The sequence below is a fragment of the Bacteroides mediterraneensis genome, from assembly GCF_016900355.1.
Classification (GTDB): domain Bacteria; phylum Bacteroidota; class Bacteroidia; order Bacteroidales; family Bacteroidaceae; genus Phocaeicola.
In genome coordinates this window covers 1-25,590 of record NZ_JACJKA010000001.1, presented here as the reverse complement: position 1 = coordinate 25,590, position 25,590 = coordinate 1, and the positions used below count along the sequence as shown (strand labels likewise).

At 44.7% G+C, this 25,590-nt stretch carries 21 protein-coding genes; 15 read left to right on the top strand and 6 right to left on the bottom strand.

Annotated features, from left to right (window positions below; genetic code table 11):
- Window positions 1-24 precede the first annotated feature (24 nt).
- Entirely contained in the window at window positions 25-1,176 is a 1,152-nt protein-coding gene (gene cydB / locus H6A28_RS00105) for a cytochrome d ubiquinol oxidase subunit II (RefSeq protein WP_204474940.1), read from the top strand.
- 295 nt (window positions 1,177-1,471) lie between these two features.
- Entirely contained in the window at window positions 1,472-3,970 is a 2,499-nt protein-coding gene (locus H6A28_RS00100; RefSeq protein ID WP_204478509.1) for a family 43 glycosylhydrolase, read from the top strand.
- A 105-nt stretch (window positions 3,971-4,075) separates the two neighbouring features.
- Here the strand turns inward: H6A28_RS00100 and H6A28_RS00095 are convergent, their stop codons facing one another.
- From H6A28_RS00095 to H6A28_RS00080, 4 genes are all read right to left on the bottom strand, one after another.
- Window positions 4,076-7,336: a S41 family peptidase gene (locus H6A28_RS00095; RefSeq protein WP_204478508.1), complete on the bottom strand. Its 3,261-nt coding sequence runs from the start codon at window positions 7,334-7,336 to the stop codon at window positions 4,076-4,078.
- Between the two features lie 8 nt (window positions 7,337-7,344).
- On the bottom strand, window positions 7,345-7,605 hold the full coding sequence (locus H6A28_RS00090; protein WP_204478507.1) for a hypothetical protein: 261 nt from the start codon (window positions 7,603-7,605) through the stop codon (window positions 7,345-7,347).
- Between the two features lie 4 nt (window positions 7,606-7,609).
- Complete coding sequence (locus H6A28_RS00085) at window positions 7,610-7,978, bottom strand: phage holin family protein (protein WP_204474944.1); 369 nt, start codon at window positions 7,976-7,978, stop codon at window positions 7,610-7,612.
- A gap of 73 nt (window positions 7,979-8,051) precedes the next feature.
- The gene (locus tag H6A28_RS00080; RefSeq protein WP_072543161.1) at window positions 8,052-8,255 is read right to left on the bottom strand and encodes a YtxH domain-containing protein; all 204 of its coding nucleotides are present in this window, start codon (window positions 8,253-8,255) and stop codon (window positions 8,052-8,054) included.
- 190 nt (window positions 8,256-8,445) lie between these two features.
- Here H6A28_RS00080 and H6A28_RS00075 point away from each other — a divergent pair, with 190 nt between their 5' ends.
- From H6A28_RS00075 to H6A28_RS00025, 11 genes are all read left to right on the top strand, one after another.
- On the top strand, window positions 8,446-8,940 hold the full coding sequence (locus H6A28_RS00075) for an SPOR domain-containing protein (protein WP_204474945.1): 495 nt from the start codon (window positions 8,446-8,448) through the stop codon (window positions 8,938-8,940).
- A gap of 107 nt (window positions 8,941-9,047) precedes the next feature.
- Window positions 9,048-10,001 (top strand): PCMD domain-containing protein, encoded by a 954-nt coding sequence (locus H6A28_RS00070; protein WP_204474946.1) that lies wholly within the window; start codon window positions 9,048-9,050, stop codon window positions 9,999-10,001.
- A 241-nt stretch (window positions 10,002-10,242) separates the two neighbouring features.
- Window positions 10,243-11,253, top strand: coding sequence for a type I glyceraldehyde-3-phosphate dehydrogenase (gap, locus tag H6A28_RS00065; RefSeq protein WP_204474948.1), 1,011 nt, complete (start codon window positions 10,243-10,245; stop codon window positions 11,251-11,253).
- Between the two features lie 121 nt (window positions 11,254-11,374).
- Entirely contained in the window at window positions 11,375-12,286 is a 912-nt protein-coding gene (miaA, locus tag H6A28_RS00060) for a tRNA (adenosine(37)-N6)-dimethylallyltransferase MiaA (protein WP_204478506.1), read from the top strand.
- A 5-nt stretch (window positions 12,287-12,291) separates the two neighbouring features.
- A complete protein-coding gene (locus tag H6A28_RS00055; RefSeq protein WP_204474950.1) occupies window positions 12,292-13,224 on the top strand; it encodes a diacylglycerol/lipid kinase family protein in 933 nt (310 codons plus the stop codon).
- Between the two features lie 2 nt (window positions 13,225-13,226).
- The gene (gene kdsA, locus H6A28_RS00050; RefSeq protein ID WP_204478505.1) at window positions 13,227-14,030 is read left to right on the top strand and encodes a 3-deoxy-8-phosphooctulonate synthase; all 804 of its coding nucleotides are present in this window, start codon (window positions 13,227-13,229) and stop codon (window positions 14,028-14,030) included.
- 106 nt (window positions 14,031-14,136) lie between these two features.
- Window positions 14,137-15,246: an OprO/OprP family phosphate-selective porin gene (locus H6A28_RS00045; RefSeq protein ID WP_430622423.1), complete on the top strand. Its 1,110-nt coding sequence runs from the start codon at window positions 14,137-14,139 to the stop codon at window positions 15,244-15,246.
- A 101-nt stretch (window positions 15,247-15,347) separates the two neighbouring features.
- Window positions 15,348-16,622 (top strand): serine--tRNA ligase, encoded by a 1,275-nt coding sequence (gene serS / locus H6A28_RS00040; RefSeq protein ID WP_204478504.1) that lies wholly within the window; start codon window positions 15,348-15,350, stop codon window positions 16,620-16,622.
- A 261-nt stretch (window positions 16,623-16,883) separates the two neighbouring features.
- Window positions 16,884-18,821 (top strand): glycogen debranching enzyme N-terminal domain-containing protein, encoded by a 1,938-nt coding sequence (locus H6A28_RS00035; RefSeq protein ID WP_204478503.1) that lies wholly within the window; start codon window positions 16,884-16,886, stop codon window positions 18,819-18,821.
- Between the two features lie 17 nt (window positions 18,822-18,838).
- Window positions 18,839-20,110 (top strand): glycosyltransferase family 4 protein, encoded by a 1,272-nt coding sequence (locus H6A28_RS00030; protein WP_204474960.1) that lies wholly within the window; start codon window positions 18,839-18,841, stop codon window positions 20,108-20,110.
- A gap of 14 nt (window positions 20,111-20,124) precedes the next feature.
- Entirely contained in the window at window positions 20,125-21,510 is a 1,386-nt protein-coding gene (locus tag H6A28_RS00025) for a glycoside hydrolase family 57 protein (RefSeq protein WP_204474962.1), read from the top strand.
- Between the two features lie 86 nt (window positions 21,511-21,596).
- Here H6A28_RS00025 and H6A28_RS00020 read toward each other — a convergent pair whose 3' ends face one another.
- Together H6A28_RS00020 and H6A28_RS00015 are read right to left on the bottom strand one after the other, a co-directional pair.
- Window positions 21,597-23,060: a DUF4270 domain-containing protein gene (locus tag H6A28_RS00020; RefSeq protein WP_204478502.1), complete on the bottom strand. Its 1,464-nt coding sequence runs from the start codon at window positions 23,058-23,060 to the stop codon at window positions 21,597-21,599.
- Window positions 23,061-23,084: 24 nt separating this feature from the next.
- Complete coding sequence (locus H6A28_RS00015) at window positions 23,085-23,903, bottom strand: glycogen/starch synthase (RefSeq protein WP_204476739.1); 819 nt, start codon at window positions 23,901-23,903, stop codon at window positions 23,085-23,087.
- Window positions 23,904-24,158: 255 nt separating this feature from the next.
- On the opposite strand from H6A28_RS00015, the gene panC reads away from it, so the two are divergent.
- Both panC and panD read left to right on the top strand, forming a co-directional pair.
- Complete coding sequence (gene panC, locus H6A28_RS00010) at window positions 24,159-25,004, top strand: pantoate--beta-alanine ligase (RefSeq protein WP_204478501.1); 846 nt, start codon at window positions 24,159-24,161, stop codon at window positions 25,002-25,004.
- 6 nt (window positions 25,005-25,010) lie between these two features.
- Window positions 25,011-25,361 (top strand): aspartate 1-decarboxylase, encoded by a 351-nt coding sequence (gene panD / locus H6A28_RS00005; RefSeq protein ID WP_204476771.1) that lies wholly within the window; start codon window positions 25,011-25,013, stop codon window positions 25,359-25,361.
- The last annotated feature ends 229 nt before the right edge of the window (window positions 25,362-25,590 follow it).

The window sequence follows — 25,590 nt, the reverse complement described above, 5'->3', positions numbered from 1 at the left end:
ACATTATCTTAAAACCGAAAAAATATGGATTCAACTTATATATTCTTGCAGCATTACTGGTGGTTCCTGGTCTCTCTGCTGGGTGCCTTGCTGGTATTTTTGCTGTTTGTGCAGGGAGGAAACTCTTTGTTGTATTGCCTGGGACGTACAGAAGACGAACGTACTTTGCTTGTGAACTCCACGGGCCGTAAATGGGAATTTACCTTCACGACACTGGTTACTTTTGGAGGAGCCTTCTTTGCTTCTTTCCCTTTGTTCTACAGTACCAGCTTCGGAGGGGCGTACTGGTTGTGGATGATCATCCTTTTCAGCTTTGTGCTTCAGGCGGTGTCTTATGAGTTTCAGTCGAAACTGGGCAACTGGTTGGGCAAACGCACTTATCAGTTCTTCCTGGTGTTGAACGGAGTAGTCGGTCCGCTGTTGCTGGGGGCAGCCGTAGCAACTTTCTTTAACGGCTCCAATTTCGTGGTGAGCAAGGGCAACCTGACCGACGAGATGATGCCGGTTATCAGTCATTGGGGAAACGGTTGGCATGGACTGGATGCTTTTGGCGACCCTTGGAATCTGGTGCTGGGATTTGCCGTGCTGTTCCTTGCCCGTTTGTTGGGGAACCTGTATTTCATCAACAATATCCGTCATGAAGAACTGAATGCCCGATTCCGCCGGCAGCTGATTGCGGATGTAGTGCCTTTCCTGGTATTTTTCCTGGCATTTGTCATCCGTACGCTGTTGAAAGACGGCTTTGCGGTGAACCCGGACAACGGACTGATTGTGATGGAACCGTTTAAGTATTTCCATAATCTGATAGAAATGCCGTATCTGCTCGTCCTGTTCCTGATAGGAGTGGTAGGTGTTTTGTATGGAATCGGCAAGAGCATTTTCTGCAAAACCTATACTCGCGGCATCTGGTTTGCCGGAATCGGTACGGTATTGACCGTTTTGGCCTTGCTGTTAGTGGTTGGCTATAACCATACGGCTTATTATCCGTCTACTGCCGACTTGCAGAGTTCATTGACTATTGCCAACAGCTGCTCCAGCCAGTTTACGTTGAAAACCATGGCCTATGTGTCTATCTTGGTTCCGTTTGTACTGGCTTATATCATCTATGCATGGCGGGCTATCGACCGCAAGCCGTTGACCATGAAGGAAGTGAAGGAAGACGATCATAGCTATTGATCTGTTGGCTGACTATTTTTTTGATAGAAACCGTTGTCTGATTGTTTATTCTCAGGCAACGGTTTTTTTATTGGAAAAACGCACTTGCGTTTCAACTAAAACGCCTAAGCGTTTGAATCAAAACGTCAAAGCGTTTTGACTTAAACGCACTTACGTTTTACTCCAAACGCACTTGCGTTTTGGAGAAGCCTTTTAACAGTTGCATTTCTCTACCTTTTGTGTCCTTTTTTCTCCGTTTTTTCAGAATTTACTTGCTATTTTTGTGCATTGTATAATTTAGCATCTTGTAAATCTCATGAAAAAACTATTCTTGTTGATTGTGCTTTTCATTTCTGTGGGGACTGGAATAGGGGCACAGAATCTTCCAAAAGTGATTTTTCCCGGAGACTATCCGGATCCGTCCATCCTGCGTGATGGTAAGGATTATTACATTACGCATTCACCTTTTTATTATGCGCCGGGTTTCCTGATTTGGCATTCCACCGATTTGATGAACTGGGAGCCGGTATGTCGGGCTTTGCCGGAGTATGAGGGCTCTGCGATGGCTCCTGATTTGTTGAAATATCAGAATCGATATTATATTTATTATCCTACGTCTGCGGGAGAGATTTATGTGATTTATGCGGACGATATCCGTGGCCCGTGGAGTAAGCCGGTGAAACTGGCATTAAAAGGAATAGACCCCGGCCATGTGGTGGGAGAGGACGGGAAACGTTATCTGTTTACCAACAACGGATGGATTACTCCTTTGAGTGAAGACGGCTTGAAAGTCACCGGTCCGAGCCGCAAAGTGTACGATGGATGGGAATATCCGGCCAACTGGGTTACGGAAGGAAAGGATAGGTATCTGGAGTCTCCTAAACTGATTCGTAAAGACGGGTACTATTACATGATGTCGGCAGAGGGGGGGACCGCTGGTCCAGCCACCAGCCACATGTGTGTGGTGGCCCGTTCCAAATCGGTCTTCGGTCCTTGGGAAAATTCCCCGTATAATCCAATTGTGCATACATATAGTGCCAGCGAGAACTGGTGGTCAAAGGGACATGGGACACTTATCGATGATGTGAACGGTAACTGGTGGGTGGTATATCATGCGTACGCCAACGGATATCATACGTTGGGGCGCTCTACCTTGCTGGAACCGATAGAATGGACTTCCGACGGATGGTGTCGTACGACGCAGGAAGCTGACTGGTTGGGCAAAAGTAGACAACCGGAGTGGAAGATGAAGATTTCGGATGATTTCAGCAGGCCTGAACTGGGATTGCAGTGGACCTTCTGGAGAGAATATGCGCCGAAAGCACTGACATTCGCCGATGGAGAAATGCAGGTAAAAGCCAAGGGACATACTCCGGCAGATGGTCGTTTGCTTTTGACTACGGCCGTGGATAAATGTTATGAAACGGAAGTGGAAATTGCATTGGGCAGTGGCAACACGGGAGGACTGTTGCTTTTCTACAATGAGGAAGCCTATGCCGGTGTGATATCCGATGGAAAGAATTTCATGGTTTACCGAGGAGAGGAAAAGCCTTTGACGCTGCCCAACCGGATGGGAAAACACTTCCGGGTAAAACTGTTGAATCAGGGCAACCGCGTGAAAATGTCGGTCAGTGCGGATGGAAAGGCTTGGGAGGTACTGGCCGAGAATGTGGATGTATCCCGCTTGAACCATAATGTATATAAAGGTTTCTATGCCTTGCGTCCGGCACTCTTTGCTGCCGGAAAAGGAAAGGTAGGGTTCCGTGATTTCCGCTATCGTAATGCCATACCGGAAGAAAAAGATATGGCTGCTTACCTCATGGTCTTCCATCGGGATGAAACGCATGGACTGTATATGGCGATAAGCCGTGACGGATATACCTTTACTGCTGTCAATAACGGGGAACCTGTGCTGGCCGGCGATACGATAGCTTATCAGCATGGAATTCGTGACCCTCACATTTTCCGCGGACCGGACGGAGCCTTTTATCTGGCAATGACCGATTTACACGTATTTGGTGTGCGTGACGGTTATCGTACTACGGAATGGGAACGAGGAGCGGAATACGGATGGGGAAACAACCGGGGGCTGGTGCTGATGAAGTCGTGGGATTTGATTCACTGGAACCGGGCGAATATCCGTTTTGACCGGCTTTCTGCCGGATTGAGCGAAATTGGTTGCGCGTGGGCACCTGAGGTGGCTTACGACGACCAGAAAGGACGTCTGATGATTTATTATACCATGCGTTTCAAGAATGAGGCCAACAAATTGTATTATGTGTATGTGAATGATGATTTCAACAAGATAGAAAGCACTCCACAAATTTTGTTTGAGTATCCGATGGACGGGGTGTCGGCCATTGATGGCGACATCACGAAAGTAGGCGACAAGTACCATTTGTTTTATGTGGCACACGATGGCGTGGGCGGTATCAAGCAGGCCGTGTCCAATCGGATGGACGGAGGCTATGTGTACGATGCCCGTTGGTATGACTTTGAGCCGAAAGCCTGTGAGGCCCCCAATGTATGGAAACGGATTGGAGAGAACAAGTGGGTGCTGATGTATGACATTTTCAGCATCACTCCTCATAACTTCGGTTTTGCAGAAACCACCGATTTTGTGCATTTCAAGAATTTGGGTCATTTCAATGAGGGCGTGATGAAAACCACGAACTACACTTCTCCCAAGCATGGAGCTGTGATTCATCTAACCAAAGAAGAGGCGGATAACCTGGAGAAATACTGGAAAGCGCATCAGCGGAATTATGACCGCCAGTCATTACGGCAACAGCTGTTGACGGAGAAGGCTGAATAGTTCTCATAGAAATATACGTCAATGACCTGACTACATAATTAAAAAGGCGGGGAAAGAGGATTGTTTTTCCATCTTTCCCCGCCTGATTTTTAGAGGTTTGTCCTTTTATTTTTTATTCTTTACGGCATCGGCCTCTTTGAGCATTTCTTTTACGGCTGCCTCCAATTGTTCATCTTCGCCGTTCAACGATTTTTCAGGTGTGTTGTATACGGTGATGTCAGGTTCCAGCAGATGGTTTTCCATGTATTGGCCCCGCATATCCATACAGCCTACCTGTGGGATACCGAACACGATAGTTGGGTCTATCTGGCGTTCCCACCAAACGGCGGTCATCGTGCCGGGCACAGGAGCACCAATCAGTTTGCCGATTTTCAGTTCTTTGTATACCCAAGGGAAACCATGTGCGTTACTATAGTTATCTTCGCAAACCATGACGCAGGAAGGTTTCAGCCATTTGTTGAACGGATCACTGCCGATGTATTGTCCACGTGGTACGAAGCGCTGGTATTCCTTGCCGCTCAGCAAAGTGGCCAGGTCGTCGTGCAGCCATCCTCCACCGTTGTGACGGGTATCCACGATGACAGCTTCCTTGTTGCGGTTCCGGTCGCTCAGCAATTCGCTATATACGGTGCGGAAGCTTGGGCTGTCCATGCCTTTCACGTGTACGTATGCAATACGTCCTCCGGAAAGTTTTTCCACCATCTGCTCATTCCGTTTTACCCAACGCTTGTAGAGAAGCTCGTTCTGTGCCCCTATACTGATGGGTTTGATGCTTACCTGGAAGCGCTTGCCGTTGGTTGGGTTGTAGATACTGAGTTGTACATTCTTTCCGGCTTTTCCTTCCAGCATCGGGAAATAGTCAGTACCTTTCAGTATGGCCTGTCCGTCGATTTTTTCAATGATGCAACCCGGAGTGACCTCGGTTTTCTTGACGGCAAACGGACCTTTGGCGATGATTTCCTGAATCTTCAAGCCGTCGCCTTCGTACTGGTTGTCGAAGAATACACCCAGGCAGGCGGTCGACAGGGTAGCTCCCGGTGCAGAATAGCGGGCACCGGTATGGGAGCCGTTCAGTTCACCCAGCAGTTCACTCAGCATTTCCTGGAAGTCATAGTTGTTGTTGATGTGCGGCAAGAAACGGGCATAACTTTCGCGGTAGAATTTCCAATCGGTTCCATGTAAGTCGGCCACGTAGAACTTGTCGAGTACTTGCTGCCAGATGTGGTTGAAGATATATTCCCGTTCCTTGTACGGACGGTAATTGAAGATGGCTTCGAAATTCACGTTTTTGATGTCGTTTTTCTCAGTGTCAATCTTCTTGATAGCTCCGTTGCTGCACAAGAACAGCTGTTTGTTTTCTTTGTTGTAAATCAGTGAACCATATCCGATATCTTTAAGTAGGAGTTCGGTCTTCTGTTCCTTTAGGTCGTGTACCCAGAGGTCGGCTCCATCTTCAAAAGAAGCCTGGTAATACAATTTGTCACCTTTGGGAGAAAGTACGGCATCGCCTAAGAAAGAAGAGTTTACTGTCAGTCGGATCACGCGGTCACGACAGTTTTCCAAGTCGAAGGTCAGAGGAGTAACTTCATCCTCTTTCTCTGATTTGTCTTTCTTTTTGTCCTTTTTCTTGTCGTCCTTGTTGTCCTTTTCTTCATCTTTCTTCTCTTTTTCTTCTACCAATGCCAGCTCTTCTTTGCTCAAGCGGAAACGTTCGTAGGCGTCCAGGTCGAAGAACATGATGTAGACATCGCTTTCAGCTCCCCAGCTTCCATGACTTCTGTATCCGGCACGGTCGCTTTCCCAAATCATGGCTTTGCCATCCAACACCCATTTGGCATTAGAATCGTTGTAGCCGCTTTCTGTCAGGTTATGGATTTCACCGTTGCCGGAAGCGTTGACCAACGCAACGTCGTTGTTGTTCCATCCTCCTGTGCCGATGTAGCCGCAAAGCAGCCAGCGGCTGTCGGGACTCCATTGGAACCACTGGTCACCGTCGCTGTAAGAGTATTCGTATTTCCCGTCCATGGCGGTACATACGGATTTGTCTTTCAGGTTGAGTACGCGTAAAGTGGTACGGTTCTCAAGGAAGGCGATTTTCTTTCCGTCCGGGCTGTATTGAGGCTGGAAAGAAGTGACTTGTGTCTGTGTGAGCCGCTCTTCCTTGATGCCGGTGGCATAAGTGAACAGCTTTTCTTCCTTTTCAGTAAGGGTAGACTGGTAAATCTGCCAGATGCCGTTGCGTTCAGAAGCATATACGATGCTTCTTCCATCGGGGGCGAAGTCGATGGTGCGTTCCTGTTCAGGAGTATCTGTGATTTGCTTGGTGGTTTTATAGTCGGTAGAAGTGACAAAGACATCGCCGTGAAGCACGAAGGCCACTTCTTTTCCGTTAGGGGATACGGCAATTTCCGTAGCTCCAGAGGTTCTGATTTGGTGTGCAAGTTCCGTTTCAGTCTGGTCTGTCACGATGCGGATGTTGACTTTCTGTGGAGACTGTCCTTCTTTAACCGTATAGATTTCGCCGTCGTAGCCGTAGCATAACAAACCGTTCTGGGCGGCAGACAGGAAACGTACCGGGTGTTGTTTGTGGTGGGTCAATTGAATTTCGTTGCTTCCATCCAGGTTGCGTTTGAATACATTGAATGAACCTCCTTTTTCACTCAAGTAGTAGAACGACTGGTTGTCGGCACTCCATACCGGGCTGCGGTCTTCTCCGTTGAAGGAAGTCAGTTTCTGGTAAGAGCGTTTATGATTGGCCTCCTCCTTGCTGATCCAAATGTCGCGTGTAATGGAAGAAGTGTGATGTTTGCGCCAAGGGTCTTCATATCCTTTCTGGTCGTGATAGAGCAGGGTTGTACCGTCTTTACCTACACAGATGTCCTCCATTGGGAGTGATGAATACAGCGTGGGGCGTCCTCCTTGGGTACTGATTTCATAGATTTGCGGGAATTGTGCGCTTGGGAAGCCCATATCCGCTGCATCGGGCATTAAGGTAGCCTTGAACAGCAAGTGTCCGGCATCTGTGAAAGTGACAGGCGTTTCGTTGCCCGAATGGGTAGTCAGTCTTTTGGGAGTTCCTCCATCCTTGGATACGATGTAGATGTCCTGGCTGCCCTGACGGGACGACGCGAAGGCAATCTGCTGTCCGTCCGGATTCCAGATAGGATGTGTATCAAAAGCCTGGTTTGTAGTCAGTTGTCTGGCATTTCCTCCCGTAGAGGCTACGGTATAGATGTCTCCTTTGTAACAGAATGCGATGGTGCTTCCATCTGGAGAGATGGCGCAATAGCGCATCCATAACGGATTTTCTGCCGCTCCGGCCATCGTACATGTGGCAAGAGCTGCAATCAACAATTGGGTTTTCATTCGTGAATTTATTTTTTCTTTCGGTTAAAAAAACGGTGAATGCGTTGGAAAATCATGATGCCCGTCCGGAGTCCGTCGTAAGCAGCAATTCCGGCATTGACATGCTGCATGAGATTCTCCATCTTGTTCTTGCTTTGCTGTGGAGCAAATAAGTCTTCAGTCAGTTGCTGTATGCGTGCCTTCGAGTTCCTGAGTTCTTGTTTCTTTTTGTCTCTCAGTTTGGAAATCATTTCCACGCTATAATTGATAGGGGTTTTTATTTCGTCCATTATTTTATTCTTTAGGGGTAGATTCGTTTAAAAACAACCGGGCCAGGAAATGTACCATAGGTTGGAAAATCCATTGTTTCCGCATTCGGTAGATAAGAATAGCCAAAAGGAGTACTACTCCTCCGATAATGGCATATCCGCCAATCAGGCTTCCTACAAGAGGAGCCAAGGCGTAGACCAGCATGAATGAGAAATAGAAAAGCGCCATCATGCCGAGGATGGTAAGTATGAAGATAAGAATAAGGGTGGATAGAAGAATCGTCAGTTTTTCTACTAAATCCAGTTTTATGTACTGTCCTTGGAGTTCAATGTATTTTTTGACTTCTTTGAAAAGGGCTTCCAGGTTGTCAATGCTTTTATCGTTTGCGAACATAAGCAGTTATTCTTTGATGAAAAAATAAAAGCAGACTTTTCCTGAGAAAAGCCTGCTTTATACTTGCGACAAATTATTCAGCGTCTTTTACTTCTGCTGCAATCTGATCAACCAAATCTTCCATTTCAGCACGATTCAGTCGAATGCCTTTCTTGCGAAGAACTTCTGCGATTTTTCTACGGGTTTCTTCGCCTTTTTCCGGAGCAAACAAAATGCCTGCTGCAGCTCCTAAAGTTACACCACCCAAGAATGCTGCTACGATACTTAATGCTTTCATAAATCTGCTTTTTTAAAGTTATTACTTCACAAATCTAATAATAATCCTGATATGTTGTTCTTTTTTTATTGAAAAATGCATATCTATGTAAGGTAAGGAGCATTATTAACTGATTTTAATAGTCAGGCAGATTTTATATTGTTACCTTTGCAACAGTTAAACTGAATATTCATCTAATTTTATAGATAACATGAAGAAAGTAGTTGTAATGGGAATGGCATTGTGCACTGCATTGGCGTTCTCTTCTTGTAAATCAAGTGAAAGTGCTTACAAGAAAGCTTATGAAAAGGCTAAACAGCAAGAACTGGCAGAAGCATCAGCTGCCACAGAGGCTCCGGCAGAAGCACCTGCAGTAGAAGCTGCACCGGCACCGGCTCCCGTCGTTTCTACAGCTCCAGTGCGTGAAGAAAAAGTTGAACTCGTTTCTGGCGATGGATTGAAAGCCTACAGCGTAGTTTGTGGTAGCTTTGGAGTGAAAGCCAATGCGGATGGTCTGAAATCCATGCTCGATGGTGACGGATATAATGCCAAAGTGGTATATAATGCGGAACGTAATATGTACCGTGTGGTAGTAGAATCATTCGATACCAGAGATGAAGCTGCACGTGCAAGAGATGCATTCAAGGCCAAATATCCGAATCGGGAGGATTTCCAAGGCTCTTGGCTGTTGTATCGTGTCTATTAATTTGACATAAAATAAGATTTATTGGTCCATATAGGTGGATTGAAAGCGACTGTTTTTACACGGTCGCTTTTTTTTGTATATTTGCCGCCTGAAAATAATTAGTATTTATGAAGTTATATAGGATTATTGGTATGTGCCTGCTTGGCATGCCTTTGGTAATGCATGCGCAGGAAAAGGTTGTTCCCATTAAGTATGGTGATATGGACCAGTGGGTAACCCGTAAGATTCATGAATCGGGAATTATCGGGGGAAATACAAAATTGTTGTATGAACTGGGACCGACGAAGGAAATAGATGGAAATGTGGCTTATGTGAATCAGGGCGGTTCTCCATGGGGAAACTCCAATGTGATGGCCAAAGTGATGGGAATCGTAAAGACCAATACCAGTGTATATCCTGAAAAGAGAGGTAACGGCTATTGCGCCCGTCTGGAAACCCATATTGAAAGTGTGAAAGTGCTGGGGTTGGTGAATATTACGGTATTGGCTTCCGGTTCAATGTTTCTTGGAGATATGAAAGAACCTATTACCAGCACAAAGGATGGGGAGAAAGCTTTGAATTCAGGACTTCCTTTCACTTCACGTCCCAAAGCCATCCGTTATGACTATAAAGTGCAGATGTCGGGTGAACCCAATCGTATCCGTCAGACAGGTTTCAGCAAGAAGGCAACCATTCCAGGGCAGGATTGCGCCATTATGGTGTGCCTTTTACAGAAACGTACGGAAGATGCGGAAGGGAATATCATTGCTAAACGTGTGGGAACGGTGGCTGTGAAATATAACAAGACTCAGGGATGGCATAATGGAGCTACGTATGAAATTATGTATGGAGATATTACGCATGACAAACGTTATGTGGCAGATTTGATGCAACTGGGTACAGGTGGATATTATGCTCGAAATAGTAAAGGAGAGAGCAAGCTGATTAAGGAAGTGGGTTGGGCTGGAGAAAATGAACATCCTACTCATCTGATTCTTCAGTTTACGTCCAGTATGGGAGGTGCCTTTATCGGGTCGCCTGGAAATAAGTTATGGATTGATAATGTCAATTTGGTATATTGAGATTGCAAATTACGTTTTTGAGAAGTAAAAATCAGATAAAATAAGGCCCTATATATAAATAAGGTGTAAAAAGCCGGTTTTTTTTGATTATTTTTTCTCCTATTCTTGATTGACTTTAAAAAGAAATACTTATTTTTGCATCGCAATCAGGAAGAAGAGATGACATTTTAATAGTTCTTCGTGATTACGAAAAGAGTGAGTGTTTATAAAGCAATTATAAAACCTTTAAATTTTAAACAAAATGATTAAAGTAGGTATTAACGGTTTCGGTCGTATCGGCCGTTTCGTATTCCGTGCAGCTCAGAGCAGAAACGATATCCAGATCGTAGGTATTAACGACTTGTGCCCGGTAGATTACTTGGCTTACATGTTGAAATATGATACTATGCACGGTCAGTTCAACGGTACTATCGAAGCTGATGTTGAAAACAGCAAATTGATTGTTAACGGTAAAGAAATCCGTGTAACTGCTGAAAAGAATCCTGCTGATTTGAAATGGGATGCAGTTGGTGCTGAATACGTTGTTGAATCAACTGGTTTGTTCCTGACTAAAGAAAAAGCTCAGGCTCACATTCAGGCAGGTGCTAAATATGTAGTAATGTCAGCTCCTTCTAAGGACGATACTCCGATGTTCGTTTGCGGTGTAAACGAAAAAACTTATGTAAAAGGTACTCAGTTCGTTTCTAACGCTTCTTGTACTACTAACTGCTTGGCTCCGATCGCTAAAGTATTGAACGACAAGTTCGGTATTGTAAACGGTTTGATGACTACAGTTCACTCAACTACTGCAACTCAGAAAACTGTTGACGGTCCTTCTATGAAAGACTGGAGAGGTGGTCGTGCTGCTTCTGGTAACATCATCCCGTCTTCAACTGGTGCTGCTAAGGCTGTAGGTAAAGTTATTCCTGAATTGAACGGTAAATTGACTGGTATCTCTATGCGTGTGCCGACTTTGGATGTATCTGTAGTTGACTTGACTGTTAACTTGGCTAAACCGGCTACTAAAGCTGATATCTGCGCTGCAATGAAGGAAGCTTCTGAAGGTGAATTGAAGGGTGTATTGGCTTACACTGAAGATGCAGTTGTTTCTTCTGACTTCTTGGGTAACACTCACACTTCTATCTTCGATGCTAATGCAGGTGTTTACTTGACTGATACTTTCGTTAAAGTTGTTTCTTGGTATGACAACGAAATCGGTTACTCTAACAAAGTATTGGATTTGATCGCTCACATGGCTTCTGTAAACTGCTAATTAGTTTAAACCATATAGCGAAAGCCGTCAGGATTTTCCTGGCGGCTTTTTTTTGCTCATAATCATGCTTGATGTGCAGAAAAAGGTTATCTTTGCTGCCGAACTCCTCAATTTGGCTCTTATGAAGTATGATTTGATTACGATACTGGGTCCTACGGCTTCCGGAAAAACTTCTTTGGCGGCCGCATTGGCAGCTCGTCTGAAAACAGAAATTATCAGCGGTGACAGCCGGCAGGTGTATCGTAAAATGGATTTGGGAACAGGGAAAGATTTGTCGGATTATGTGGTAGATGGTTACCAAGTTCCTTATCATCTGATTGACATAGTGGGTCCGGGATATAAGTATAATGTCTTTGAATATCAGCGGGATTTCCTGACTGCGTATGAAGACATGAGATCCAGAGGGCTTCTTCCCATCTTGTGTGGAGGAACAGGCATGTATCTGGAGTCTATCTTGAAAGGTTACCGTTTGCTGCCTGTACCTGAAAACAAGGAATTGCGTGAACGCTTATCCTCCAAATCTCTGGCAGAACTGACAGAGATACTGAGTCATTATAAGAAATTGCACAATTCCACCGACGTGGATACGGTGAAACGAGCGATTCGTGCCATTGAAATCGAAGAATATTACTTGACACAGGATGTCAATGCCCGTTCGTTTCCGGAGATACACAGTCTGATTATTGGCGTAGACATCAACCGGGAACTGCGGAGAGAAAAAATAACCCGCCGGTTGAAGAAACGGCTGGAAGAAGGGATGGTAGATGAAGTGAAATCCTTGCTGGCAGAGGGGATCCATCCGGATGACTTGATTTATTATGGACTGGAATATAAATACCTGACTTTGTATGCAATTGGAAAACTTTCGTACGAGGAGATGTTCCATCAGCTTGAAATCGCTATCCATCAGTTTGCCAAACGGCAGATGACCTGGTTTAGAGGCATGGAAAGGAGGGGATTCCAAATTCATTGGATCAATGCGGAATCGCCGATAGAGGAGAATGTGAAACTAATTGTAGACTTGATAAATTAACCGATATGGCAGTAGAACCAGACAGATGGGGGGTCATTTACAACCCTAAAGCCGGAAGTCGCAAAGCGCAGAAACGCTGGCGGAATATTCGCGCTTACATGGATGAATGTAAGGTGAAATATGACTATGTGCAGTCGGAAGGATTTGGGTCTGTAGAGCGCCTGGCAAAAACGATGGTGAACAACGGATACCTGACCATTGTTGTAGTGGGAGGTGACGGAGCCATCAATGATGCGTTGAATGGCATTATGAATTCCGATATAGAAGACAAGCAGAAAGTGGCGTTGGGCATCATTCCCAATGGCATTGGCAATGATTTTGCCAAATATTGGGGCTTGAATTCGGATGATTACAAGATGGCGGTGGATGTATTGATCAACCGTCGTTTGCGGAAAATAGACACAGGTGTATTTTCTTATTTTGATGGAGAACAGCATCAGACCCGTTATTTCCTGAATGCCGTTTACATGGGGCTGGGAGCGCGGATTGTGCGGATTACCAATGAAACCCGAAGGTTTTGGGGCATTCCGTTGGTTTCTTATCTGGCTTCTTTGTTTTTGGTGGCGTTTGAAAGAAAATTGTATCGGATGCATCTGAAGGTGAACGATGAGCATATCCGGGGGCGGATCATGGCGGTGGCTGTGGGTAGCGCTTATGGCTATGGACTTACGCCGAGTGCGGTGCCTTATAATGGATGGCTGGATGTATCGATTGTATACCGTCCGGAACTGCGTGAATTGATTTCCGGATTGTGGATGCTGCAACAGGGACGTTTGTTGAACCATAAAATCGTAAAGCCTTATCGGACACGTTGTGTAAAAGTATTACGGGCTCAAAATGCGGAAGTCAGTCTGGATGGACGTCTTTGGCTGGACCGTCATTTCCCTATTGAGATAACTATTGCCCCAGAAGCGATAACTTTGATAATTCCTGATTGATTATGATAAAGAACATTTCAGATTTGAAGCGGGAGGATATGTTTTTCCTCTTGGCCGGACCGTGTGTGATAGAAGGAGAAGACATGGCGCTCCGTATTGCAGAAAAGGTAGTGAAGATTACGGATAAATTGCATATTCCTTATGTGTTCAAAGGGTCTTACCGGAAGGCGAACCGTTCGCGCTTGGATTCTTTTACAGGCATTGGCGATGAAAAGGCTTTGAAGATTCTGGCAAAGGTACGGAGTACGTTTGATGTACCTGTAGTGACGGATATTCATACGGCACCCGAAGCTGAAATGGCTGCCGAATATGTCGATATTTTGCAGATTCCGGCTTTTCTTTGCCGTCAGACGGATTTGCTGGTAGCGGCAGCCCGTACAGGAAAGATAGTCAATATCAAGAAGGGACAGTTCCTTTCACCGGCTGCCATGCGATTTGCGGCAGATAAGGTGGTAGAAGCCGGAAACGATCAAGTGATGCTGACGGAGCGTGGTACGACCTTTGGTTATCAGGACCTGATTGTGGATTATAGGGGGATTCCGGAAATGCAGTCTTTCGGCCATCCGGTAATTTTGGATGTGACCCATTCTTTGCAGCAGCCTAATCAGACTTCTGGAGTGACCGGAGGTATGCCGCAGCTGATTGAAACGATGGCTAAAGCTGGTGTGGCAGTCGGCGTGGATGGGCTGTTTATGGAAACGCATGAAGATCCTTCCAAAGCGAAGAGTGACGGGGCTAATATGCTGAAACTGGATTTGCTGGAAGACTTGCTTGTCAAACTGGTACGTATTCGCCAAAGTCTGTGATTTGCCGATGAAACAATTCTTAGGTGTGAAGTGTGGACTTAAATGGAAGGTTACTTTGTGGATACTGTGGGGATTAACCCTGAAAGTAGCCGCACAAAGTGAGCCCATGATTTCTTCCCAGGAACAGCCGTTACTGGAACGTTTGACAGATGGAAAACGCAAGGTGGACTGGGCTGATATGAATATCCAGTTCTGTTCGGCGGTGGATGCCTCTTTCCAGAACGGACAATTGGATGAGGCGGCTTTCAAGGTGCATCGTATCCGTTTGGAGGTGTTGGGAGGTTTTCATGAGAAGTTTACCTATCATTTTCGGCAATCATTGAATCAGTACACTACTCCCAATATTCCGTTGGATAATCTTTCGGGTTCGGTGGAGCTGGCCATGGTGGGTTGGCAGTTGAATGACAGATGGAAGCTGACCGCCGGAAAGCAGGCTGTGCAGTTCAGTGGGTATGAATGTTGGGTGAATGCCATTAAAGTACGGCATTATTCTGATTTCAACAACACGATACCTTGCTATCAGGCCGGATTGAATGTGGCATATAAGATGAATGACAGCCATGAATTCAATTTTCAGGTGACCAACAACCGGAATGGAGACAGCAATGACCAGTTCATGTATGGATTGCCGGAAGGAGTGGAGGCCACCAAGATTCCTTTGCTGGCTACGGTGAACTGGGACGGATATTTCGTGGATCATGCCATGCAGCTCCGTTATTCGTTGTCGTATGGGCAACTGGCCAAAAATAAGAATGTCTTTTATTTTACCTGCGGTAATGTATGGGACAAGAAACCTTTTTTGGGTTACATCGATTTCATGTATTCTCGTGAGGGAATCGATTCGAAAGGATTGATTAGCGGAGTGACCGTACAGGATGGAGTCGGGAAGACTTTGTCGAACGTGGATTATTTCACGACTATTTTTAACCTGGACTATCGGGTGGCTTCTCATTGGAACCTTTATGTGAAAGGAGTGTATGAGCAGGGAAATGTGTTCAAGTCGTCGGGTGATGTGACTGCCGGTACCTATCGAAGGGTATGGAACGCCCAGCTTTGTGCCGAATATTATCCATTGAAAAACAGTGAACTGTTATGCTATTTGCATTTGCTGTATAAGAATGTGCATCTCACGGAAAGAGCCACTCGCTGGGGAGCCGAAAGTTATAACCAGCAGCGAATTTCTTTGGGATTGGTTTACACCCTTCCTGTTTTCTAAACGGAACAGATTTTATACGTGACATCTGTTTATGTATTCCAATAAAAAACTATATCTTTGCAGCACGAAACAGAGAGGATTATACTAAAAAGTAAAAAGATATGCTTACCATTAAACAAATTACAGAAGATACCGACAAGGTAATTCGTGGATTGGAAAAGAAGCATTTTGCCAATGCAAAAGAAACAATTGCCAAAGTGCTTGAACTGAACGACAAAAGACGTAGTGCACAGAATCAATTAGATAAAAATCTTTCAGAAGTAAATTCTACTTCAAAGGCGATTGGAGTCTTGATGAAAGAAGGGAAGAAAGAAGAAGCTGAAGCTGCCAAGGCACGTGTGGCAGAAATCAAGGAAGCCAGCAAAGGCTTGCAGGCCGAGATGGATAAGGCAGCAGAAGATATGCAGAACTTGCTTTACACCATTCCGAATGTGCCTTACGAATGTGTACCCGAAGGATTTGGTGCGGAAGACAATGTGGTAGAGAAGATGGGTGGAATGGAAACCGAACTTCCTAAGAACGCGCTGCCTCACTGGGAACTGGCAAAGAAATATGACTTGATTGATTTTGACCTGGGTGTGAAGATTACAGGAGCAGGTTTCCCGGTATATAAAGGAAAAGGAGCTCGTTTGCAGCGTGCATTGATCAACTTCTTCCTGGATGAAGCTCGTGCAGCAGGTTATGAAGAAATTATGCCTCCTACGGTAGTAAACGCTGCCTCAGGATATGGTACGGGACAGTTGCCTGACAAGGAAGCTCAGATGTATCACTGCGAACTGGATGATTTGTATCTGATTCCTACGGCCGAAGTTCCGGTAACGAATATTTACCGTGACGTGATTTTGGATGAGAAGCAGCTCCCGATCAAGAATTGTGCGTATACACAGTGTTTCCGTCGTGAAGCAGGTTCTTATGGAAAAGATGTACGTGGTTTGAACCGTCTGCACGAGTTCTCTAAGATTGAGTTGGTACGTATTGATAAACCGGAACATTCCAAACAGTCTCATCAGGAAATGTTGGATCATGTAGAAGGTTTGTTGAAGAAGTTGGAGCTTCCTTACAGAATTCTTCGTCTGTGTGGTGGAGATATGAGCTTTACAGCTGCTCTTTGTTTCGATTTTGAAGTTTATTCCGAAGCACAGAAACGCTGGTTGGAAGTTAGCTCTGTTTCTAACTTTGATACTTACCAGGCCAATCGTTTGAAATGCCGCTATCGTACCGCAGAAAAGAAAACAGAATTGTGCCACACCTTGAATGGTTCTGCATTGGCTTTGCCGCGTATCGTAGCTGCATTGCTTGAAAACAATCAGACTCCGGAAGGCATTCGTATTCCGAAAGTATTGGTACCTTACTGCGGATTTGATATCATAGATTAAGGAACATAGGGCGTTTTGCCTATCCCCATTTGTAGTCGTCTGACAAATCTCTTTTTAAGATAAAATAAGAGAAATTTGTCAGACGACTTTTTTTAATGTAAGAATTGCTATCTCTGATATGATACTTTTTGGAAAAATGTGCCTTAGAGGCCAAAAAAAAGGGATTTTGGTTTTGCTATTAGTTTTTAATCATTAATTTTGAGGGAAAATAAATAACATCTTTTTAGAACGAATATTAATTTATAACCTTAATATACAACTATGAGTTATTTACGATTTGATAAGACGATAATGACAAATCTGGAAGAAACTCTGACAAGAGAAATTCTTCGTACAAATCGCTCGGGGGCTTATCATTGTTCGACTATTGTGGATTGTAATACTCGCAAGTATCATGGCTTGTTGGTAATACCGGTTCCGGAACTGGATGATGAGAATCACGTGTTGCTTTCTTCGTTGGATGAGACTGTCATCCAGCATGGCGCAGAATTCAATTTAGGTCTGCACAAGTATGGAGGTGATAATTTCAGTCCGAGAGGACACAAGTACATCCGTGAGTTTGAATGTGAGAAAGTGCCGACTACAGTTTATCGTGTCGGGGGATGCGTACTGAAGAAGGAAAAAGTGTTTGTGCATCATGAAAACCGTATTTTGATTCGATACACGTTGGTGGATGCACATTCAGAAACTACGCTCCGGCTTCGTCCTTATTTGGCTTTCCGCAGTGTGCGTCAGTATACTCACGAAAATGCACAGGCCAGTCGTCATTACGATCTTGTGGAGAATGGTATCAAAACTTGCATGTATCCGGGATATCCGGAGCTTTATATGCAGTTGAGTAAGGAAAATGAATTCTGTTTCCATCCTGACTGGTACAGGGGAATTGAATATCCAAAGGAACGTGAACGTGGATATGATTTCAATGAGGATTTGTACGTTCCGGGTTATTTTGAAGTAAGTATCAAGAAAGGAGAATCAGTGACATTTTCTGGAGGAGTTTCCCCTATCGAAACACAGTCTTTAAATGCTTTGTTTGCTGCCGAAGTAGAGCAGCGTACTCCACGTAATAACTTTAAGAACTGTCTGATTAACTCCGCTCATCAGTTCCTGAACAAGCAGGAGGGTGAATCTTACATTTTGGCCGGATATCCTTGGTTCAAATGTCGGGCACGCGACATGTTCATTTCTTTGCCGGGACTGACATTGTCTATTGGAGAAGTTGGTAAGTTTGAGATGATTATGGACACTGCCATAAAAGCGGTGTATGCCTTTATGGAAGGAAAGGATAGTCATCTGAAAGTGACGGAAATCGAACATCCGGACGTGTTGTTGTGGATGGTATGGACCATACAGCAGTACGCCAAGATGGTTTCCTGGGATGAGGCAAGAGTGAAGTACGGCAAGTTGCTGAAAGATGTGATGGAATACCTGGCAGGTAGTAAGCATCCTAATTTGGCGGTGCATGACAATGGACTGGTTTATACCAACGGAAAAGACAAAGCTGTGACTTGGATGAATTCTACGGTCAACGGACGACCGGTAGTAGCCCGAACGGGATATATCGTAGAATTCAATGCATTATGGTATAATGCTCTCTGTTTCGTGGCCGATTTGCTGGCTGGAGACGAGGGCTTTGCTGCTTATTTGCGTCAGTTTGCTGAAAAAGCGGCTCCTTCTTTCATCCAGACTTTCTTGAATGAATATGGCTATCTGCTGGATTATGTGGACGGCAACATGATGGACTGGAGTGTGCGTCCGAACATGATCTTTGCCGCTGCATTCGATTATTCTCCGCTCGATTCTAAACAGAAGAAGGGAGTAATTGACATTGTGACCAAGGAATTGCTGACTCCGAAAGGCCTTCGTTCTTTGAGTCCGAAGAGTGGCGGTTATAACCCGAACTATGTGGGACCGCAATTGCAGCGTGATTATGCCTACCATCAGGGAACTGCATGGCCGTGGTTGGAAGGATTCTACTTGGAGGCTTATTTGCGCATTTACAAGCGGAGCGCCATTTCGTTTGCGGAACGTCAGATGATCAGTTATGAAGACCAGATGACTTGTCACTGCATCGGTTCCATTCCGGAATTGTTTGATGGAAATCCACCGTTCCAGGGAAGAGGAGCCATTTCATTTACCATGAATGTGGCGGAAATTTTACGTACATTGAATTTGTTGGAGAAATATAACAATCAATAAGAAGAGGAGGAGTTTGTATGAAAGTTTTGATGTTTGGTTGGGAATTTCCTCCTCATATCTTAGGAGGATTAGGTACAGCCAGTTATGGACTGACTCATGGACTTGCCCAGCAGGAGGATATGGAAATTACTTTCTGTATTCCGAAACCTTGGGGGGATGAAGACCAGAGTTTCTTGCGTATTATAGGAATGAACAGCGTGCCCATTGTATGGCGTGATGTACAGTGGGATTATGTAAAAGACAGAGTAGGGAGCTACATGGATCCGCAGCTTTATTATGATTTGCGTGATCATATTTATGCGGATTTCAATTATATGCACACCAACGATTTGGGCTGTCTGGAGTTCTCAGGAAGATATCCGGACAATCTGCATGAAGAAATCAATAACTATTCAATCGTGGCAGGGGTAGTGGCCCGTCAGCAGCAGTTTGATATTATCCATTCACACGACTGGCTGACCTATCCGGCAGGTATCCATGCAAAGCAGGTTTCCGGAAAGCCATTGGTAATTCACGTGCATGCCACGGATTTTGACCGTAGTAGAGGAAATGTCAATCCTACGGTTTATTCCATTGAAAAGAACGGTATGGATCATGCGGATTGCATTATGTGTGTGAGTGAGCTTACGCGTCAGACCGTAATCAACAAGTATTATCAGGATCCCCGTAAAGTATTTACCGTGCACAATGCCGTATCTCCGCTTTCCAAGGAGATTCAGGATATTCAGGTCAAGAAGAATCCAAAAGAGAAGATTGTGACGTTCCTGGGACGTATTACAATGCAGAAGGGACCGGAATATTTCGTAGAAGCAGCAGCCATGGTATTGAAGCGTGCCCGCAATGTACGTTTCGTAATGGCTGGAAGTGGAGATATGATGAATGCGATGATCCGGCTGGCGGCCGAAAGAGGCATTGCTGACCGGTTCCATTTCCCGGGATTCATGAAAGGCAAGCAGGTATATGAAGTCTTGAAAATGAGCGATGTATACATTATGCCTTCAGTCTCTGAACCGTTTGGTATTTCACCTTTGGAGGCCATGCAGTGTAGCGTGCCGACAATTATTTCCAAACAGTCAGGATGTGCGGAGATTCTTTCCAAGTGTATAAAGACCGATTATTGGGATATACACGCCATGGCAGATGCTATCCATTCTATTTGTACGAACCATTCATTGTATGAATATCTCCGTGACGAAGGGAAGAAAGAAGTGGACGGAATCGTATGGGAAAAGGTCGGCGTAAAGATTCGTGGACTTTATGAGCAAGTCTTAAAAAATTATGGTAAATAAAACAGCAATACAATATGAAAACAATTTGTCTTTACTTTGAAATACACCAGATTATCCATCTGAAACGCTATCGTTTCTTTGAAATCGGTTCGGAACATTATTATTACGACGATTATGCCAACGAGCAGGGTATGAATGAAGTGGCTGAACGCTCTTATATTCCGGCATTGAAAACCTTGATTGAAATGGCTAAATCTTCGAATGGAGCGTTTAAAGTCGCATTGTCCATCTCTGGAGTGGCTTTGGAACAGCTGGAAATTCATGCTCCTGCAGTGATTGAACTGTTGCATGAGTTGAATGCAACCGGTTGTTGCGAATTCCTTTGCGAACCTTATTCACACGGTCTGTCTTCATTGAAGAATGAAACCTGCTTCCGTGAAGAAGTGGAACGTATGCGGGTGAAGATTAAAGATTATTTCGGTCAGGAACCCAAGGTATTCCGTAATTCCAGTTTAATTTATGATAATGAAATTGGAGGTATCGTAGCCGATATGGGCTTCAAGGGAATGCTGGCAGAAGGTGCAAAGCACGTATTGGGATGGAAGAGTCCTCACTATTTGTATCATTGTGCCGAGAATCCGAATCTGAAATTGCTGCTGCGTGACTATAAGTTGTCAGACGATATCGGCTTGCGTTTCTCTAATACTGAATGGAGCGAATATCCGTTGTTTGCCGATACATACATTGGTTGGATTGCTTCTTTGCCTGAAAACGAGCAGGTCATCAATATCTTTATGGAACTTTCTGCATTAGGTATTTACCAGCCGTTGTCATCCAATATATTGGAATTCTTGAAGGCGCTGCCTGAATGTGCCCGCCAGAAAGGCATTACGTTCTCTACACCTTCTGAGATTGTAACTAAGTTGAAATCTGTTGACATGCTTGATGTGCCCTATCCGGTATCTTGGGTAGATGAAGAACGCGATATCAGCCCGTGGTTGGGTAACGTGATGCAGCGTGAAGCTTTTGACAAGCTTTACAGCGTGGCAGAACGTGTATATTTGTGCTCAGACCGTAGAATCAAGCAAGACTGGGATTACCTGCAGGCCAGCAACAATTTCCGTTTCATGACCACCAAACAGATGGGCGTGTCTTTGGACCGTGGTATTTACGATTCTCCGTATGATGCGTTCACCAATTACATGAATATCTTAGGTGACTTTATCGGACGTGTCAATGCCTTGTATCCGGTAGATATGGAAGATGAAGAATTGAATTCCTTGTTGACCACTATCCGCAACCAGGAAGAGGAACTGGTACAGTTGAATGATGAAGTGAAACATTTGCAGGAAGAGCTGAAGGAGAAAGAACAGAAAGCGGAAAAGGCTCCCGCAAAGAAAGCTCCAGCCAAGAAGGCTGCTTCTTCTACGACTAAGAAGACTACTTCAAAGAAAGCATAAATCTCCGAAGTATCGGAACAAAAAAATCCTGGAATCAATTGATTCCAGGATTTTTTTATGCTATAGAATTAAATTAAATGCTTTGTTTATTTATTGAACTTTGGCTTGGTATAGATAACTTCCATTTTTATCTTTTCACCGTCTTCACCTCCTACTAACTTGGCTGAGTTCACCTCCAAATCGTGCGACAGTCCGATTGTATTTCCCTGTGAGTCTGTTTCTGTTTTCACCGGAATCAACACCAACGTATTGTATTCGTCCCATCCTTCAGCAGGTTCTTCTTTGGTTCTCATGTCGCTGAATATCTGACTGATCAGACGGTTTAACTGTGAGAAGTAATAAGAATTCGTGGTACTGCTGTAAGTGCCGAGGAAAGACGTCTTGCTGTCGTAAGTTTTCTTCTGTTCAAAGAAATCTTTTACCTCACTCTTCCGGATAAGCAACAGGTTCTGTGGGGTTCCCATTTTGTAAGGATTGTTTGCCGAGTTCTCGCTGACATTTTTGTACTTGGTGAATGACATGGATACAGAGTTCAGTGTATCATTGCCAAGGGCTTCATACATTTCTTTCAGCGGGAGCTTTACTTCCGTGCAAAGTCCGGCAGGCGTTTTCAGATACGTGTTGTGCGTTTCAGCCGCCAGTCTTTCCAAGTTGTCTCCAGAGTTGTTCAAACGCGTAGACATATATACTTCGTTGGTAGCCGCAAAAGGAATGTAAGTATAAACCAAAGAGTCCACTTTACCGGTAGAAGGTCTTTCTACCAAATAGCTGACTTTTGTTTGCAGCCAGATGTCTCCGATATATAAAATAGAGCCTTCTCCACTTGTGTTGTGGATATAAAATCCAGGTATCACATTATGAATGAAGGAGTAAGCATCCTTGAAATAGTTCTTATTTTCCTGGTATTTCCTTTTCAAGAAGGCACTCATTGTTTCTTCTCCTCTTTCTTTTCTGGCTTTATCCAAATCAATCATCAAAGGAGGATAGTATTTATTCACATTGTTGGATTTTATAGAGTCAACTTCTGCATCGGTCCACAAGTTATTACGGGCGGCATAGTCTTGTTCTGCCAAGGGAGCTTCGTTCTTATTGTAAAAGTTCTCCGGATTGTAAGACGTATAATATAAGCTTAAGTCTTCACCTGTATCATCAATGGCTTGATTCAGCATATCTACTCTCACGCGCATGGGGGCCAATGAATCGCCGTAGAAACTGGAATAATATAAGACTAAAGTCGTAGATTCAATATCCTGCATGGTTTCCGGAAATTCAAAATCTTCCGTGCAATTGATTTGTGTGATGAAATCTGCGGTATAGGTTCCAAAGTCCGGATCCGTAAATTTCCCCAAATATGCATTGCTGGTACGGGAGAATACGCCATCCGGATTCAGGTCTGTATATTTCAGTGTCTTTGTAGTTGCTTCGAATGTTTGGGCCGATGCGGTGATTTCATCTGCGTCTGCCACAAAATCACCGATACCCGTAGTGGTATCATCACAGCTGTAGAGTGTGGCTGCAAGTGCGATTGCGGCCAAGAACTTAAGTCTCATTTTTGTACTTTTTTATCTAATTTATTATTCAGCCCCATCGAATACCTTGTCGTAGAATGCGTCACACGCATCTGCGTAGGCATCGCCTGAAGCGTATTCAAGCACCGGAATGTTCAGACTGTGTGCGTAGTCAATGACATTCTGGTTGACAGTCTCATCGTTTTGAATCACTCCGTCGGAGTAAGCTACCGCCAGTTTGCAGAGGTCTTCATAGCTTGCCGGAGATTTCAGCATGCTGAGGTCTTCCGGAGTCACTTCCTTGAAGAGTGCCTGATCGGCAAAGTTGGGAGCGAGAGTGGATTTGAAGCCCTCCTGATAAAGAGAATAAATCACTTTTGAGTCGCGGAAAGAAGGTTCGTCATAATAAGCCTTCTTGATATAGAGTGGAACCATTGCGCTCATCCAGCCGTGGCAGTGAATTACATCCGGACACCAGCGTAATTTCTTCACGGTCTCCAGTACGCCACGGGCATAGAAAATGGCACGTTCACCATTGTCCTCATAGTCGTTTCCATTTTCGTCGCATGTCATCAGACGGTGCTGGAAATAGTCGTCATTATCAATGAAGTACACTTGTCTGCGCGCAGCCTGGATAGATGCCACTTTGATAATCAGCGGATGATCCGTATCGTCGATAATTAAATTCATTCCAGACAGACGGATTACTTCATGCAGCTGATTTCTGCGTTCGTTCACGATGCCCCATTTAGGCATGAATGTTCTGATTTCGCGCCCTTTGTCTTGTATGGCTTGTGGTAATTTCTGGCCAATCAGTGCCAGGTTACTTTCGGGTACGTAAGGAGTAATTTCTTGTGTAATGAATAAAACTTTTTTCGCGCTCATTGTATTATTGTTGCTCTTAACAGAGTGCAAAGATACAAAAAATAAGGCAATGAAGCGAAAAGGCGGGCGTTTATAAATCCTTATAGTATGTTAATGTATTGATAAACAGTAGGCTATATAAGTGTTTGTTATACAGGATAGCTGTAGTAAATTCGGTTGGTGAAGAAAGAATTTTTCATTTCCGTTTCTTTTTGTGGCAAATAAATAGTTACTTTGCAGCCGTTTTCTGAATTTACGACTAAAAACAGGAAGAAGATGAAGTTAATTCAAACTATCAGTGAGCTTCGCACCGAACTGGAGGCTTTCCGCAAAGAAGGAAAGACCATCGGACTGGTTCCGACGATGGGAGCTTTGCATGCGGGTCACGCTTCACTGGTGAAACGTGCCGTGGCTGAGAATGATGTAGTAGTAGTCAGCGATTTTGTAAACCCTACGCAGTTTAACGATCAGAATGACCTTCTGAAGTATCCGCGTACGCTGGAAGCAGATTGCGCTTTGCTGGAGTCTTGTGGAGCGACATTGGCTTTCGCCCCTTCTGTAGAGGAAATCTATCCGGAACCGGATACCCGTCAGTTCAGTTATCCTCCGTTGGATACCGTAATGGAAGGAAAGTTTCGTCCGGGACACTTCAATGGCGTTTGCCAGATTGTGAGCAAACTGTTCTTGATGGTAGAACCCGACCGTGCCTACTTTGGTGAAAAGGATTTCCAGCAACTGGCCATCATCCGTGAAATGGTGCGGAAGTATCCTTTCAACATCCAGATTGTGGGTTGTCCGATTGTACGCGAGGAAGACGGCTTGGCCTTGAGCAGCCGCAATGCCCGACTCACTCCGGAACAACGGAAAGAAGCCTTGCAGATTTCGAGAGCCTTGTTTGCCAGCGTGGATTTCGGCCGGTCACGCATCTTGCGTGAAACCAAGGAGTACGTAGAAGAGTGTATCCGTCGGGCTTCGGGGCTGGAACTGGAATATTTCGAGATTGTAGACGGCAATACCCTGCAGCCGGTGAACGCATGGGATGAAAGCAATTATATTGTAGGTTGCATGGCTGCTTATTGTGGCGATGTACGTCTGATTGATAACATTAAATATAAAGGATAACGGATGATGATGATTGAAGTGTTGAAGTCGAAACTTCATTGCGTAACGGTGACAGAAGCAAACCTGAATTACATGGGCAGCATTACGATTGATGAAGATTTGATGGATGCGGCCAACCTGATTGCCGGTGAGAAGGTGCAGATTGTAGACAACAACAACGGTGAGCGTTTTGAAACCTATATCATAAAAGGAGAACGTGGTACCGGATGCATTTGCCTGAACGGGGCAGCAGCCCGCAAGGTACAGGTGGGCGACGTGGTGATTATCATGTCGTATGCCCTCATGGACTTTGAGGAGGCCAAGCATTTCAAGCCGACCGTGGTATTCCCGGATACGGCTACCAACCGTCTTCTGTAATCTTTTGTAGAGATATTGAACGAAAAAAGAGGCCGTCTCAAAATGAATTGAGATGGCCTCTGTCGTTTCATCTCAGATTGAAGTTGTTTGGATTTTCCTCACAAAAGGAGTATCTAAGTTTCCTCCTGCAAATTTCATCATTTTAAACCGTTTTCCCCCGTCAGAAGCCTCCTAAGAGGCTACTTTTGCAAGATTATGTGCTATGGCCAGCAGGCCAAATTCAATTTCC

Excerpts from the sequence above, each read along its gene's own strand:
- H6A28_RS00025 (WP_204474962.1), top strand. The coding sequence starts at position 20,125 with ATGAAAACAATTTGTCTTTACTTTGAAATACACCAGATTATCCATCTG.
- H6A28_RS00045 (WP_430622423.1), top strand. The coding sequence starts at position 14,137 with ATGATTTCTTCCCAGGAACAGCCGTTACTGGAACGTTTGACAGATGGA.
- H6A28_RS00095 (WP_204478508.1), bottom strand. The coding sequence starts at position 7,336 with ATGAAAACCCAATTGTTGATTGCAGCTCTTGCCACATGTACGATGGCC.
- H6A28_RS00020 (WP_204478502.1), bottom strand. The coding sequence starts at position 23,060 with ATGAGACTTAAGTTCTTGGCCGCAATCGCACTTGCAGCCACACTCTAC.
- H6A28_RS00075 (WP_204474945.1), top strand. The coding sequence starts at position 8,446 with ATGAAGAAAGTAGTTGTAATGGGAATGGCATTGTGCACTGCATTGGCG.
- H6A28_RS00035 (WP_204478503.1), top strand. The coding sequence starts at position 16,884 with ATGAGTTATTTACGATTTGATAAGACGATAATGACAAATCTGGAAGAA.
- H6A28_RS00015 (WP_204476739.1), bottom strand. The coding sequence starts at position 23,903 with ATGAGCGCGAAAAAAGTTTTATTCATTACACAAGAAATTACTCCTTAC.
- gap (WP_204474948.1), top strand. The coding sequence starts at position 10,243 with ATGATTAAAGTAGGTATTAACGGTTTCGGTCGTATCGGCCGTTTCGTA.
- H6A28_RS00030 (WP_204474960.1), top strand. The coding sequence starts at position 18,839 with ATGAAAGTTTTGATGTTTGGTTGGGAATTTCCTCCTCATATCTTAGGA.
- H6A28_RS00090 (WP_204478507.1), bottom strand. The coding sequence starts at position 7,605 with ATGGACGAAATAAAAACCCCTATCAATTATAGCGTGGAAATGATTTCC.
- serS (WP_204478504.1), top strand. The coding sequence starts at position 15,348 with ATGCTTACCATTAAACAAATTACAGAAGATACCGACAAGGTAATTCGT.
- H6A28_RS00100 (WP_204478509.1), top strand. The coding sequence starts at position 1,472 with ATGAAAAAACTATTCTTGTTGATTGTGCTTTTCATTTCTGTGGGGACT.
- H6A28_RS00080 (WP_072543161.1), bottom strand. The coding sequence starts at position 8,255 with ATGAAAGCATTAAGTATCGTAGCAGCATTCTTGGGTGGTGTAACTTTA.
- H6A28_RS00070 (WP_204474946.1), top strand. The coding sequence starts at position 9,048 with ATGAAGTTATATAGGATTATTGGTATGTGCCTGCTTGGCATGCCTTTG.
- kdsA (WP_204478505.1), top strand. The coding sequence starts at position 13,227 with ATGATAAAGAACATTTCAGATTTGAAGCGGGAGGATATGTTTTTCCTC.
- miaA (WP_204478506.1), top strand. The coding sequence starts at position 11,375 with ATGAAGTATGATTTGATTACGATACTGGGTCCTACGGCTTCCGGAAAA.
- cydB (WP_204474940.1), top strand. The coding sequence starts at position 25 with ATGGATTCAACTTATATATTCTTGCAGCATTACTGGTGGTTCCTGGTC.
- panD (WP_204476771.1), top strand. The coding sequence starts at position 25,011 with ATGATGATTGAAGTGTTGAAGTCGAAACTTCATTGCGTAACGGTGACA.
- H6A28_RS00085 (WP_204474944.1), bottom strand. The coding sequence starts at position 7,978 with ATGTTCGCAAACGATAAAAGCATTGACAACCTGGAAGCCCTTTTCAAA.
- panC (WP_204478501.1), top strand. The coding sequence starts at position 24,159 with ATGAAGTTAATTCAAACTATCAGTGAGCTTCGCACCGAACTGGAGGCT.
- H6A28_RS00055 (WP_204474950.1), top strand. The coding sequence starts at position 12,292 with ATGGCAGTAGAACCAGACAGATGGGGGGTCATTTACAACCCTAAAGCC.